Origin of the sequence: Streptomyces luomodiensis, assembly GCF_031679605.1 — a bacterium.
GTDB classification, from domain to species: Bacteria; Actinomycetota; Actinomycetes; order Streptomycetales; family Streptomycetaceae; genus Streptomyces; species Streptomyces luomodiensis.
Window position 1 is genome coordinate 8,227,893 of record NZ_CP117522.1, and the last position, 15,585, is coordinate 8,243,477.

Annotated in this window: 2 protein-coding genes (1 of these 2 cut by a window edge); both read left to right on the plus strand. The window is 71.6% G+C overall.

Annotated features, from left to right (window positions below):
- The gene (locus PS467_RS34895; RefSeq protein ID WP_311038548.1) at positions 1-10,350 is read left to right on the plus strand and encodes a non-ribosomal peptide synthetase; all 10,350 of its coding nucleotides are present in this window, start codon (positions 1-3) and stop codon (positions 10,348-10,350) included.
- Positions 10,347-15,585 carry the 5' end (the start) of a non-ribosomal peptide synthase/polyketide synthase gene (locus PS467_RS34900; RefSeq protein ID WP_311038549.1) on the plus strand. The gene runs 15,446 nt beyond the window's last position, so only the first 5,239 of its 20,685 coding nucleotides appear in the window; its start codon is at positions 10,347-10,349; its stop codon lies off the right edge, out of view. Before PS467_RS34895 ends, PS467_RS34900 begins: the two co-directional genes overlap by 4 nt.

Consider the following 15,585-nt stretch of genomic DNA (forward strand, 5'->3'; position numbering starts at 1 on the left):
ATGCATGGCACGACCGAATCCTGGCGCTCGCTCGGCGAGTTGTTCGACGCCCAGGCGGCTGTCTCTCCGGATGCGGTGGCGGTGGTGGGTGCGGGTGGTGAGGTGTGGTCGTACGGGGAGTTGCGGGAGCGGTCGGATCGGGTGGCGGGGGTGCTGGCCGCGCGGGGTGTGGGGCGCGGTGATCTGGTGGCGGTGGTGTTGGAGCGGTCGGTGGATGTGGTGGCGGTGTGGTTGGGGGTGGTGAAGGCGGGGGCGGGTGTCGTGCCGGTGGATCCGGCGTATCCGGCCGAGCGGATCGGGTGGATGCTCGAAGACGCGGAGCCTGCGCTCGTTCTGTGTTCGGAGGGGACGCGGGCGCTGGTCCCGGCTGGGGTGGAGTGCTGGGCGTGGGATCCGTCCGGGACGGCTGAACCGGCGCCTGTGGTCTCGGTGGGTGCGGATGATGTGGCGTATGTGATTTATACGTCGGGTTCGACGGGTCGTCCCAAGGGTGTGGTGGTGACGCATCGTGGTATCGGGAATTTGGCGGCGGCGCAGATTGAGCGGTTTGCGGTGGGTGCTGATGCGCGGGTGTTGCAGCTGGCGTCGCTGAGTTTCGATGCGGCGGTTTCCGAGATGTGTATGGCGCTGCTGTCGGGTGCTGCTGTGGTGGTGGCGGGTGGGGACAGGTTGCCGCCGAATGGTGCGTTGGGTGAGGCGGTGGCGGAGTTCGGGGTGACGCATGTGACCGTGCCTCCGTCGGTGCTGGCGACGGTGGAGGAGTTGCCGGAGAGCCTGCGTACGTTGGTGGTGGCGGGTGAGGTGTGTCCGTCGGGGCTGGTGGAGAGGTGGGCTCGCGGACGGCGGATGATCAACGCGTACGGGCCGACCGAGATCACCGTCTGCGCGACGATGAGTGAGCCCTTGGAGGCGTCCGGGCCGGTGCCGATCGGCCGTCCGATCACCGGCACACGGGTGTTCGTGCTGGATGAGCACCTGCGGCCGGTCCCCGAGGGCGTGCCGGGCGAGCTGTACGTCGCGGGCCCGGGGCTCGCACGCGGCTACCTGCGCCGCCCCGGGCTGACGGCGGAGCGTTTCGTGGCGTGTCCGTTCACGGGGGGACGGATGTACCGCACCGGCGACCTCGCCACCTGGACGGCGGACGGCGAGCTGGTCTTCCGCGGCCGCGCCGACGAGCAGATCAAGGTACGCGGCTTCCGCGTCGAACCCGGCGAGGTCGAGACCGTCCTCACCCGCCACGCGAGCGTCGGCCAGGCGGCGGTGACGGCCCGCGAGGACCGCCCCGGAGACAAGCGGCTCGTCGCCTACGTCGTCCTCGACGGCGCGGCCGGCGCCGCCGAGCTGCGCGACCACGTCGCGGCCCACCTGCCGGACTACATGGTGCCCAGCGCGGTCGTCCTGTTGGACACGCTGCCGGTCACGGTGAACGGCAAGCTCGACCGTGCCGCCCTCCCCGCCCCCGACCACACCGAGGCGGCGAAGGGCCGTGGTCCGCGGACGCCCGCCGAGGCGATCCTCTGCCGCCTCTACTGCGAGGTCCTCGGCCTGGAACGGGTCAGCGCGGAGGCGTCCTTCTACGAGCTCGGCGGCGACTCGATCCTGACGATGCTGCTGGTGTCGGTCGCCCGGCGTGCCGGGCTGGTGATCGCCCCGTACCAGGTGTTCGAACTCTCGACCCCGGCCCGCCTCGCCCGGATCGCCGAACCGCTGCGCGAGGACCCCGCGAGGTCCCTGGCCGCGCAGGCGCGCAGCGCGGAGCGGCGTGCGGAGCTGCCCGCGTGGACCGAACTGCTCGCCCCCGGTGACCCGTTGCTCACCACCCGCCCCGCCGACCCGGCCCGCGACGCGGACGCTCCGGTGCGGCACGCCTCCGTACGCATCCCGGCCCGCACCACGGTGGCCGCCCTGACCGGCCTCCCGGCGGCGTTCCACACCGATGTCGACACCGTCCTGCTGACCGGCCTGACCGCGGCCCTCGCCGCCTGGCGCGACGGCCAGGACCGGACCGGCGGTTTCCTCGTGGACGTGGCGGCGCCGGACCACGGGCGTGGCGCCCTGGCGGGCGGTGCCGATCTCTCCCGAACCGTGGGCTCCTTCGCCCACCGCCACCCCGCCCGGCTCGACACCGGGACCCTCGACCTCGCGGCGATCCGCGCCGGCGGCCCCGCCGCGGGCCGGGCCGTGAAACGGATCAAGGAACAGCTGCGGGCCGTCCCCGGCGACGGACTGGGCTACGTCCTGCTGCGCCATCTCAACCCCGACACCGCCGCCACCCTCGCCGCCCTGCCCGCCCCGCAGCTCGGCTTCACCGGCCCCGGTGACGGTTCCCGCCTCGGTGACGGTCCCGGCCTCGGTCCCGGCCTCGGTCCCGGCGGCGGCGACCGGCCGCCCGCCCACCCGCTCGAAGCCTCGGCACGGGTCGAGGGAGCCGAACTCGTCCTCAGCCTGGCCTGGCCGGAGCCCCTCCTCGACGCGCCTGCCGCCCGGCGCCTGCTCGACGGCTGGGCGGCGATGCTGACCGGCCTCGCCGCTCACACCGGCGGTGGCCACACCCCGTCCGACTTCCCGCTGACGACGCTCGACCAGGCCCAGATCGAGGAGCTCGAAGCCGAGGTGCCGGGTGGCCTGGTCGACGTACTGCCCCTGTCACCGCTCCAGGAGGGCCTGCTCTTCCACGCGATGTTCGACGAGCGGGAGCGGGACATCTACGTGGAACAGAAGGTCCTGGAGCTCGAAGGGCCGCTGGACGTCGCGGCGTTGCGTGCCACCTGGCAAGCGCTCGTCGAACGGCACGGCAGCCTGCGCACCGGCTTCCGCCGACCGGTCGGCGTGGACGAGCCCGTCCAGGTGATCGCCCGCCAGGTCGACGTGGTCTGGCGCGAGGTGGACCTCTCGCACCTCACCCTCCAGGATGCGCGGGACCGGGCCGACCGGCTGGAGAGCGCGGAACGGGCCCGCCGCTTCGACCTCGCGACCCCGCCGCTGGCACGCATCCTGCTGGTCAAGACGGGCCCCGACCGCCACCGCATGGTCGTCACCCTGCACCACATCGTGCTCGACGGCTGGTCGCTGCGCATCCTCATCCGCGAGCTGTGGGCCGTCTACGCGGCGGGCGGCCACGCCCGCGACCTCGCGCCGACCACCCCCTACGGGGACTACCTGGCCTGGCTCCGCCGCCAGGACCGAGAGGCGGCGCGCACCGCCTGGCGGCGGGCGCTCGACGGCGTCACCGAGCCGACGACGGTTGCCGCACTCGACCCGAACGCCGAGCCGGTCCTCACCCGCAAGGCCCTGGCCGAGACCGACGGCCATCTCCCCGGCGCGCTGCGTGAGCTCGCCCGTGGCCACGGCGTCACCCTGAACACCGTGCTCCAGGTGGCCTGGGCCCAGGTCGTCGGCGCGCTCACCGGCCGGCGCGACGTGGTCTTCGGCGCCGCCGTGGCGGGCCGCCCGCCGGAACTCGCGGGGATGGCGGACATGCTGGGACTGTTCATCAACACCATCCCGGTACGGGTCCGGCTGCACCCGGCCGACACCATCGCCGACCTGCTCACCGTGGTACAGGCCCAGCAGTCCGCACTGCTCGGCCACCAGCACCTCGGCCTCAAGGAGATCCAGCGCCTGGCCGGTCCGGGCGCCACCTTCGACACCCTGATGGCCTTCGAGAACTTCCACGCGGGCGAGACCGGACCGCCCGCCCCCCTGCGGCTGACCGCCGGCACGACCCGGATGGCCACCACCTTCCCGTTGACGCTGGGAGTGGATCCGGCGGATGAGCTGAAGTTCTGGCTGGACTACCGCCCGGACGCGTTCGACGAGAACGCGGCCCAGGGCGTGGTGCGGCGGCTGGTGCGGGTGCTGGAACAGATGGCGGCCGACCCGGCACGGCGGGTGAGTGAGATCGATGTGCTGGGTGGTGCGGAGCGGGAGCGGGTGGTGGTGGGGTGGAACGCCACGGGTGGCGTGGTGCCGGTGGGTGCGTTGGGGGAGCTGTTCGACGCCCAGGCGGCTCGGACTCCGGACGCGGTGGCGGTGGTGGGTGCCGGTGGTGAGGAGTGGTCGTACGGGGAGTTGCGGGAGCGGTCGGATCGGATGGCGGGGGCGCTGGCCGCGCGGGGTGTGGGGCGCGGTGATCTGGTCGCGGTGGTGCTGGAGCGGTCGGTGGATGTGGTGGCGGTGTGGTTGGGGGTGGTGAAGGCGGGGGCGGGTGTCGTGCCGGTGGATCCGGCGTATCCGGCGGAGCGGATCGGGTGGATGGTCGAGGACGCGGGGCCGGTGCTGGTGGTGTGTTCGGAGGGGACGCGGGGGGTGGTGCCGGCTGGGGTGGAGTGCTGGGTGTGGGATCCGTCCGGGACGGCTGAATCGGCGCCTGTGGTCTCGGTGGGTGCGGATGATGTGGCGTATGTGATTTATACGTCGGGTTCGACGGGGCGTCCCAAGGGTGTGGTGGTGACGCATCGTGGTCTCGGGAATTTGGCGGTGGCGCAGATTGAGCGGTTTGCGGTGGGTGCTGATGCGCGGGTGTTGCAGCTGGCGTCGTTGAGTTTCGATGCGGCGGTTTCCGAGATGTGTATGGCGCTGCTGTCGGGTGCTGCTGTGGTGGTGGCGGGTGGGGACAGGTTGCCGCCGAATGGTGCGTTGGGTGAGGTGGTGGCGGAGTTCGGGGTGACGCATGTGACGGTGCCGCCGTCGGTGCTGGCGACGGTGGAGGAGTTGCCGGAGAGCCTGCGTACGTTGGTGGTGGCGGGTGAGGTGTGTCCGCAGGGGCTGGTGGAGAGGTGGGCTCCCGGACGGCGGATGATCAATGCGTACGGGCCGACCGAGGTCACCGTGTGCGCGACGATGAGTGAGCCTCTCGATATGGGTGGCCCGGTGGTGATCGGGCGCCCGATCCGCAATGCGAAGGCGTTCGTGCTGGACGTGCATCTGCGGCCGGTGCCGGTGGGTGTGGTGGGTGAGTTGTATGTCGCGGGTCCGGGGCTTGCGCGCGGGTACTTACGTCGTCCGGGGTTGACGGCGGAGCGTTTTGTGGCGTGTCCGTTCACGGGTGGGCGGATGTATCGGACCGGCGATCTCGTGCGGTGGACGGTTGGCGGTGAGTTGGTCTTCGTGGGCCGTGCGGATGAGCAGGTGAAGGTTCGTGGGTTCCGGGTGGAGCCGGGGGAGATCGAGGCGGTGCTTGCGGCGCACGGGGGTGTGGGTCAGGTGGCCGTTGTGGTGCGGGAGGACCGTCCCGGTGACAAACGGCTCGTCGCGTACGTCGTCGCTGCGGAAGGGGAAGCGGACCCGGCCGGGCTGCGGGAGTACGTGGCCGAGCGGCTGCCGGACCACATGGTCCCCGCCGCGGTCGTCGCCCTGGATGCCCTGCCGGTCACGGTGCACGGCAAGCTGGACCGCGTCGCCCTCCCCGCCCCCGACTTCGCCGACGCCGCCGGCCGCGGCCCCGCCACACCGGCCGAGGAGATCCTCTGCGGCCTGTACTGCGAGGTCCTCGGGCTCGAACGTGTCGGTGCCGAGGTGTCGTTCTTCGACATCGGCGGCGACTCGATCCTCGCCATGAAGCTCATCGCCCGGATCGGCGCCGTCCTCGACACCGAGCTGAACATCGGTGAGCTGTTCGCCGCCCCGACCGTCGCCGGGGTCGCCCGCCTCGTCGCGGCGGAGGGCGGTACGGCCGCCCGGCCCGCGCTGACGCCGCGGCCGCGGCCGGAGGTGCTGCCGCTCTCGTACGCCCAGCGGCGCATGTGGTTCCTCAACCAGCTCGAAGAGACCAACCCGGGTGCCGGCGCGGTCTACAACCTTCCGCTGGCGCTGCGCATATCGGGAGACCTGGACGTCGCCGCGCTGGAAGCCGCCCTCGGCGACGTCGCCGACCGGCACGAGAGCCTGCGCACGGTCTTCCCGGAGACGGATGGCGAACCGCGCCAGCAGGTACTGGTGGGCGAGGCGGGCCGGCCCCGGCTGGTGGTCATGGAGATCAGCGAGGAACTCCTCGCGGCGGAGCTCGGGGTGCACGCGGACCGCGGCTTTGATGTGACCGTCGATCTGCCCTGGCGGATCCGGCTGCTGAACACGGGCCCGGCGGAGTATGTGCTGCTGATCGTGGCGCATCACATCGCCGTCGATGGCTGGTCGATGGGTGTGCTCGCGCGGGACATCGGTGTGGCGTATGCCGCCCGGCGGGCGGGTGGTGCGCCGGGGTGGCAGCCGCTGCCGGTGCAGTACGCGGACTACGCGCTCTGGCAGCGCGAGGTGCTGGGTGATCCGGAGGACCCGGACAGCGTGATCAGCGGTCAGCTGGGCTACTGGCGGCAGGCGCTGGCAGGGGTGCCCCAGGAGCTGGCGCTGCCGACCGACCGGCCCCGGCCGGCGGTGTCCTCCTTCCGGGGTGGCGAAGTGCCGATCCGGATCAGCGCGGAGACCCACACCCGGCTGCTCGAGGTCGCCCGTCGCGGTCGCGCGACCATGTTCATGGTCGTGCACGCCGCCCTCTCCGTGCTGCTCAGCCGAGTGGGTGCGGGCACCGACATCCCCATGGGCGTGCCGATCGCCGGCCGCGGTGACCCGGCGCTCGACGACCTGGCCGGGTTCTTCGTCAACACCCTGGTCGTCCGCGCCGATCTGAGCGCGAACCCATCCTTCACCGAGCTGCTGGAGCAGGTACGGACGTCGGACCTGGCCGCGTACGCCCATCAGGACGTGCCGTTCGAGCGGCTCGTCGAGGATCTCAACCCGTCCCGCTCGCTCTCCCACAACCCGCTGTTCCAGGTCCTGCTGGCGATGCAGAGCGTACCGGCGGCGCAATGGGGCCTGCCGGGACTGCGGGTCCGGCGGATACCGGCGGCCGGCCAGGTCCCGGCGCGCTTCGATCTGTCGGTCGACCTGGCCGAGCATCGTGATGGGGCGGGGGCTCCGGCGGGGTTGGGCGGGGCGTTGTTGTATGCGGTGGATTTGTTCGACGAGGGTACGGCGCGGGGGTTGGTGGAGCGGTTGGTGCGGGTGTTGGAGCAGGTGGGGGCTGATCCGTGGGTGCGGGTGAGTGAGGTTGATGTGTTGGGTGTGGGTGAGCGGTCGCGGGTGGTGGAGGAGTGGAATGCCACCGGGGCCGTGGTGCCGGGTGGGTCGGTGGTGGAGCGGTTTGAGGGGTGGGCCAGGGTGGCGCCGGATGTGGTGGCGGTGCGGTGTGGTGAGGAGGTGTTGTCGTATGGGGAGTTGGATCGGCGGGCGAATCGGTTGGCGCGTTTTCTGAGTGGTGTTGGTGTGGGTCGGGAGTCGCGGGTTGCGTTGTGTTTGCCGCGGTCGGTGGGTGTGGTGGTGGCGGAGTTGGCGGTGTGGAAGGCCGGTGGTGCGTTTGTGCCGTTGGATCCGGAGTATCCGGTGGACCGGCTGGGGTTCGTGATCGCGGACAGTGGCGCGCAGGTGGTGTTGGGTACGGCGGAGAGCCTCACCGATGTCCCGCTCGGCGACGCTCGTGCTGTTCTTCTTGAGGATGTTGGCGGGGTTTCGGATGAGCCGTTGGGGACGGTGATTCTTCCGGAGCAGTTGGCGTATGTGATCTATACGTCGGGTTCGACGGGGCGTCCGAAGGGGGTGGCGGTTGCGCATGGTGGGGTGGCGAATCTGGCTGAGGTGATGCGTCCGGTGTTGGGGATGGACGCGGGTGTGGTGGCGTTGCAGTTCGCCTCGTTCAGTTTCGATGCGGCTGTTTTGGATGTGGTGGTGACGTTGGCCTCGGGGGGCACTTTGGCTGTGGCGACGGCGGAGGAGCGCAGGGATCCGCAGGCGTTGGCGGGGATGGTGGGTCGGTGTGGGGTGTGGGTGGCGAGTGTGGTGCCGTCGTTGTTGGGGGTGCTGGACCCGAGCGCTGTGGCGGGGGTGGGGAATTGGGTGTTGGGTGCGGAGCGGTTGAGTGCGGAGCTGGCGGGGCGGTGGTCGGCGGGTGCGCGGGTGTGGAACACCTACGGCCCGACCGAGGCCACTGTCATCACGACCGCCACCGCCGGCCCGCTGGACCCCGCGTTGGAGGATGCTCCGCCGATTGGCCGTCCCCTGCCCAACGTCCGTGTCTATGTCCTGGACGAGTTTCTCAAGCCGGTGCCCGTAGGCGTCGTGGGCGAGGTGTATATCGCTGGTGCCGGTCTGGCGCGGGGGTATATCGGTCGTGCGGGGTTGTCGGCGGAGCGGTTTGTGGCGTGTCCGTTCGCGGTTCCGGGTGGGCGGATGTATCGCAGTGGTGACCTGGCGAAGTGGACGGCTGATGGTGAGCTGGTCTTCGCGGGGCGGGCTGATGAGCAGGTGAAGATCCGTGGTTTCCGCGTCGAGCCCGGCGAGATCGAGGCTGTGGTGGCGGCCTGCGAGGGTGTGGGTCAGGTCGCGGTGGTGGTCCGTGAGGACGGTCCGGGGGACGGGCGGCTGGTCGCCTATGTGGTCCCCAGTGGTGAGCTTGACGTGGCGGTGGTGCGGGAGTTCGCCGCCGACCGGTTGCCGGAGTACATGGTCCCGTCGGTTGTCGTGCTGGAGGCGTTGCCGCTGACGGTCAACGGCAAGCTGGACCGTTCCGCGCTGCCGGCCCCGGACACGGCCGGTATGGCCGGGGGCCGCGCGCCCGCCACCCGCACCGAGGAGATTCTCTGCGGGTTGTTCGCGGAGGTGCTGGGGCTGGATGAGGTGAGTGCGGATGCGTCGTTCTTCGAGTTGGGTGGTGACTCGATCATGTCGATGCTGCTGGTGTCGAGGGCGCGTAAGGCGGGTTTGGTGGTGTCGGCGCGGCAGGTGTTCGAGCGGCGGAGTCCGGCGGAGTTGGCTGTGGTGGCCGGTGATGTGGCGGTTGCCGACGCCGTGGTGGGGGGCGGTGATCCGGGTTCGGGTGAGGTGCCGTTGACGCCGGTGATGCTGGAGTTGTTGGGGCGGGCCGGGGCGGAGCGTGTGGGTGGGGTGTATCAGTCGACGGTGGTGGTGGCTCCGGCGGGGATGCGGCTGGAGACGTTGACCGAGGCCGTTCAGGCGGTGGTCGATCACCATGACATGCTGCGGGCGCGGCTGGAGGTCGAGTCCGGGCCTCGTCTCCTGGTTCCCCCGGCCGTGTCGGTGGCTCCGTGGGTGCGTCGGGTCGACGCGGCCGGAGCCGGGGCTGGTGGCGGTCTTGACCGTCTCATCGCCGAGGAGTCGCGGGCCGCCGCGGATCGGCTGGATCCGCGGGCGGGTGTGATGGTGCAGGTGGTCTGGTTCGACACCGGCCCGGACACCCCCGGACGGCTCCTGCTCAGCGTCCATCACCTGGCGGTGGACACGCTCTCCCTCCGTATCCTCGTCCCGGACCTCGCACAGGCATACGCAGACCTGGTTGCGGGCCGCGAGGTGGTGCTGGAGCCGGTGCCCACCTCCTTCCGGCACTGGGCCCGCGCCCTGAAGACCGAAGCCACCAGCCGCCCGAGGCTCGCCGAACTCCCCGCCTGGACCCGACTGCTGCGTGGCGCGGAGGCACCGCTCGGCGGCCGGTCCCTGGACCCGGCTCGCGATGTAGGCGCCACGTTGCGGCGGGTTTCCGTGACGGCCTCCGCGGAGCTCACCGGCACCTTGCTGACGGCGGTCCCGGCCGCCTTCCACGCCGGGATCGACGATGTGCTGCTCACCGCCCTGGCCTCCGCGGTCGCGGAGTGGCGGCGGCATCGCGGGCAGGACACGGGGGGCGGGGTTCTGGTGGATGTGGAAGGCCACGGCCGGACGGCCGGCGGTCTCGATCTGGTCCGTACGGTGGGCTGGTTCACCAGCAGCCACCCGGTGCGGATCGACCCCGAGACGCTGGACTTCGCCGGGCTGCGCGACGGCGGGCCGGTGGCGGGACGGGTCGTCAAGCGGATCAAGGAACAGCTCCGCGCGGTCCCGGGCGACGGCCTCGGCCACGGTCTGCTCCGGTATCTCAATCCCGAGACCGCACCCACGCTCGCCGCGCTGCCGACGGCCCAGATCGGCTTCAACTACCTGGGCCGCTTCGCCGACGGGACACCGGATCGGACGGCGGCCTGGTCCGCCGCCCCGGAAGGCGGTCTCGGCGGCGGAGCGGGCGACGAGGTCCCGTCGGCCCACGCCCTGGAGGCCGTCGGCCTGGTCCGCGACCTGCCGGACGGCCCGCTGCTCACGCTCACGCTCGCCTGGCCCCGAGACCTCCAGCACACCGAGGACATGCGGCAACTCGCCGACGGCTGGCTGGCGATGCTCACCGGCCTCGCCACCCACACCACCGGCTCCGGCGGTGGCCACACACCGTCGGACTTCTCACTCATCACGCTCGACCAGAACCAGATCGACGCGCTCGAAGCGGAACTCGCGGACAAGGGGGGAGCACGATGACTCAGATGCGCGTCCAGGACGTCTGGCCGCTGTCGCCGTTGCAGGAGGGCCTGCTGTTCCACGCGGTGTACGACGAGCGGGGCACCGATGTCTACGTCGAGCAACTGGTGCTGGACCTGGCCGGAAACGTCGACCTCTCCACGATGCGGACCTCATGGCAGGCGCTGCTCGACCGGCACGACAGTCTGCGCGCCGGTTTCCGGCAGCTGGCCGGGGTGGCACAGCCGGTGCAGGTCATCGCCCGGGGCGTGACGCTGCCGTGGCGTGAGGAGGATCTGTCCGGGCTGGACGCGGAGGTGGCCTGGGCGGAGTCGGAGCGGCTGGGGGTCGAGGAGCGGGAGCGGCGTTTCGATCTGGCGGTGCCGCCGCTGCTAAAGGTGTTGGTGGTCAAGGTCGGGCCGGAGCGGTACCGGATGATGGTCACGTTGCACCACATCCTGCTGGACGGCTGGTCGTTGCCGGTGCTGATGCGGGAGCTGTGGACGTGTTACGAGGCCGGTGGCAGCGCCCACGGCCTGCCACCCGTCACCCCGTACCGCGACTACCTCGCCTGGCTCGCCCGCCAGGACAACGAAGCCGCACGTGACGCCTGGCGGCAGGAGCTGGCGGGTGCCGATGAGCCGACACTGGTGGCCCCGGGTGACCGGTCCGCCGCCCCTGTCGCCTCCGGCAAGGCGGCCACCGACGCCGGCGCCGCGCTCGCCACCCGGCTGCGGGACCTCGCCCGCCGCAGCGGCCTGACCCTGAACACCGTGATCCAGGCCGCCTGGGCCGTCGTACTCGGCCGCCTGACCGGCCGCCGCGACGTGGTGTTCGGCGCGACGGTGGCGGGACGGCCGGCGGATCTGCCCGGTATGGAGAGCATGCTGGGGCTGTTCATCAACACGGTGCCCGTACGCGTGCGCCTGGACCCGGCACGGTCGGTCGCCGAGACGCTGACGGAGCTACAGGACCGGCAGTCGGCACTGCTGGACCACCAGCACCTGAGCCTGACCGAGATCCAGCGGCTGGCCGGACCCGGCGCCACGTTCGACACCATCATGGCGTTCGAGAACCACCCCATCGGGGCGCAGGAGTCCACCGGGGCCACCACCGGAGTGCGGATCACCGGCACCGCGATGCGCGAGTCCACCAACTTCCCGCTGTCGCTCGGCGTACACCCGACGGAGGAGCTGCGGCTGCGGCTGGACTACCGGCCGGACCTGTTCGACACCGAAGCGGCCCAGGCACTCCTCGATCGCGTGGTGCGGGTCCTGGAGCAGATGGCGGCAGATCCGGAAGCGCTGGTCGGTCGGCTGGATGTGTTGGGTGTGGGTGAGCGGGTGCGGGTGGTGGAGGAGTGGAATGCGACGGGGACTGGGGTGCCGGGCGGGTCGGTGGTGGAGCGGTTTGAGGGGTGGGCCTCGGTGGCGCCGGATGTGGTGGCGGTGCGGTGTGGTGAGGAGGGGTTGTCGTATGGGGAGTTGGATCGGCGGGCGAATCGGTTGGCGCGTTTTCTGAGTGGTGTTGGTGTGGGTCGGGAGTCGCGGGTTGCGTTGTGTTTGCCGAGGTCGGTGGGGGTGGTGGTGGCGGAGTTGGCGGTGTGGAAGGCGGGTGGTGCGTTTGTGCCGTTGGATCCGGAGTATCCGGTGGACCGGCTGGGGTTTGTGATCGCGGACAGTGGCGCTGAGGTGGTGTTGGGTACGGCGGAGAGCCTCACCGATGTCCCGCTTGGCGACGCTCGTGCTGTTCTTCTTGAGGATGTTGGCGGGGTTTCGGATGAGCCGTTGGGGACGGTGATCGTGCCGGAGCAGTTGGCGTATGTGATCTATACGTCGGGTTCGACGGGTCGTCCGAAGGGTGTGGCGGTTGCGCATGGTGGGGTGGCGAATCTGGCTGAGGTGATGCGTCCGGTGTTGGGGATGGACGCGGGTGTGGTGGCGTTGCAGTTCGCCTCGTTCAGTTTCGACGCCGCCGTTCTGGACGTTGCGGTCACCCTCGCTGCCGGTGGCACTTTGGCCGTTGCCACGTCCACGGAGCGTGGTGATCTGGAGGCGTTGGCGGGGATGGTGGGCCGGTGTGGGGTGCGGGTGGCGAGTGTGGTGCCGTCGCTGCTGGGGGTGTTGGACCCGGGCGCTGTGGCGGGGGTGGGGAATTGGGTGTTGGGTGCGGAGCGGTTGAGTGCGGAGCTGGCGGGGCGGTGGTCGGTGGGTGCGCGGGTGTGGAACACCTACGGTCCGACCGAGGCGACCGTCATCACCACCGCCACCGCCGGTCCGCTGGACGCGGGGCTGGAGGAGGCCCCGCCGATCGGCCGTCCCCTGCCCAACGTCCGTGTCTATGTCCTGGATGCGTTCCTCAAGCCGGTGCCCGTAGGCGTCGTGGGCGAGGTCTATATCGCTGGTGCCGGTCTGGCGCGGGGGTATATCGGCCGTGCGGGGTTGTCGGCGGAGCGGTTTGTGGCGTGTCCGTTCGCGGTTCCGGGTGGGCGGATGTATCGCAGTGGTGACCTGGCGAAGTGGACGGCTGATGGTGAGCTGGTCTTCGCGGGGCGGGCTGATGAGCAGGTGAAGATCCGTGGTTTCCGTGTCGAGCCCGGCGAGATCGAAGCCGTTCTCAGTGGCCACCCGGCCGTGGCCCAGGCTGCCGTGGTCGTCCGTGAGGACCGTCCGGGGGAGCGTCGTCTCGTCGCTTACGTCGTCCCCGATGGCGAGCTCGACCTGGCGGTCCTGCGTGGCCTGGCCGCCGACCGGCTGCCGGAGTACATGGTCCCGGTGATCGTGCGCCTTGACGCCCTGCCACTCACCGTCAACGGCAAGCTGGACCGTTCCGCACTCCCCGCCCCCGACACCACCGGAACGACCGGGGGCCGCGCCCCCGCCACGCCCACCGAGGAGATCCTCTGCGGGCTCGTCGCCGAAGTCCTGGGCCTGAACCAGGTCGGGGCCGACGCCTCCTTCTTCGAGCTCGGCGGCGACTCCCTGCTGGCCATGCGGCTCATCGCCCGTATCCGCCGCGTCCTCGACACCGAACTGCGCATCGCCGACCTGTTCGCCACCCCGACCGCCGCCGACACCGCCCGTCGGATCGACACCGAGCACGGCGACGCGCGGCCGCCGCTGAAGCCGCAGCCGCGCCCCGAGCTGCTGCCGCTGTCGTACGGCCAGCAGCGGATGTGGTTCCTCAACCGACTGGCAATGACCGGCGAGGGCACCGGGGACGCCGAGGGCACCAAGGCCACCGGGGACGCCGAGGGCACCAAGGGCACCGGGGCCACCGAGGACACCAAGGCCACCGGGGCCACCGGGGCCATCGAGGGCACTCGGGGCATCGAGCGCGCCGAGGGTGTCTACAACATGCCGCTCGCGCTGCGGCTCTCCGGCGGTCTCGACACCGGCGCGCTGGAAGCGGCCCTCGCCGACGTGGCCGACCGGCACGAGAGCCTGCGCACGGTCTTCCCCGAGACCGACGGCGTACCGTGGCAGCGGGTGCTGGACGGCCCCGAGGCGCATCCGCCGCTGGTCGTGGTGGAGATCCCCGCCGACCGGGTCGACGCGGAGCTGAGCGAGCACGCCGGGCGCGGCTTCGATCTGCGCGCCGAACTCCCTTGGCGGGCACGGCTCTTGGTCACCGGACCCACGGAGTACGTGCTGCTGATCGTGGCACACCACATCGCGGTCGACGGCTGGTCGATGGGTGTCCTCGCACGGGACCTGAGCACGGCCTACGCGGCCCGGCGGCAGGGCCGGGCGCCGGCGTGGGACCCGCTGCCCGTGCAGTACGCCGACTTCGCCCTCTGGCAGCGGCAGCTGCTGGGCGAGCGGGACGACCGCGACAGCCTGCTGAGTGATCAGCTCGCCTACTGGCACGACGCCCTGGCCGGCGCGCCGCAGGAGCTGGCGCTGCCCACGGACCGACCGCGCCCGGCGGTGTCGTCGTACGCGGGCGGCCTGGTCCCCGTCCGGATCGACGCCCGTACCCACGCCCGCCTCGCCGAGGTCGCCGAGCGCCACGGGGCCACGGTCTTCATGGTCGTGCACGCCGCGCTGGCGGCGCTCCTCGCCCGCATGGGCGCCGGCACCGACATCCCCATCGGCACGGCCACCGCCGGCCGTGGCGACGCGGCGCTGGACGGGCTGACCGGCTTCTTCGTCAACACGCTCGTACTGCGCACCGACCTGAGCGGCGACCCCGCCTTCACCGAACTCCTGGCCCGGGTACGCGGGACCGACCTGGCCGCGTACGCCCACCAGGATGTGCCCTTCGAGCACCTCGTCGAGGACCTCGCGCCGTCACGCTCGCTGTCCCGCAACCCGCTGTTCCAGGTCATGCTGTCGCTGCGGAACGTCCCGCCCGCGCAGTGGGACCTGCCCGGCCTCCAGGTCCGGCTGACCCCGCCCGGCTCTCTCGCCGCCCGCTTCGACCTGTCGTTCGACCTGTCCGAACACCGTGACAGCGACGGCAGCCCGGCCGGTATCGGCGGCGACATCCTCTATGCCACCGAACTGTTCGACGAGGACACCGTCCAGGACCTGGCCCGGCGGCTGGCGCGGGTGCTGGAACACATCGCCGCCGACCCCGCCGTGCCCCTCAGCCGGCTGCGCGTCCTGGACCCGGCCGAGCGGCGCACCGTCGTCCAGGACTGGAACCGCACGGCCCGGGAGGTGCCGGAGGGCACGCTGGCCGAGCTGTTCGAGGCACAGGTGCGCCGGACCCCCGACGCGGTGGCCGTCGTCGGGGCCGGGCGCGGCCTGACCTACGCACAGCTGGAGGCGGAGAGCAACCGGCTGGCGCACGAGCTGATCGCCCGTGGCATCGGTCCGGAGGACCTGGTCGGCGTGGCCATGGAGCGGTCCGTCGAGCTCATGGCCGTGCTGCTGGCCGTGGTCAAGGCGGGCGCGGGCTATCTGCCCGTCGACCCCCGCTACCCGGCGCCCCGGATCGCGTTCATGCTGGCCGACGCCCGGCCGCAGCTGATGCTGTGCACCGGCCGGACCGAGGCCGCGCTGGTCGCCGCCGAGGCCACGTTGGGTGCCGAGGCCACGTTGGGCGTCGAGGCTACGTTGGGCGCCGCCGAGGCCGTGCGCGGCGCCGCCGATGCCGTGTCGGGCGCCGAGCCGCTGCCCCGGCTGGTCCTCGACGCCCCGGAGGTGGCCGCCGCACTGGCGGACCGCCCGGTCACCGCCCCCGGCGACGCGGACCGCGTCCGCCCGCAGCGGCTGCGCCACCCCGCGTACGTCATCTACACCTCCGGCT

What these genes read in the sequence shown, in the direction of transcription:
- PS467_RS34895 (WP_311038548.1), top strand. Translation starts at nt 1, where the DNA reads ATGCATGGCACGACCGAATCCTGGCGCTCGCTCGGCGAGTTGTTCGAC.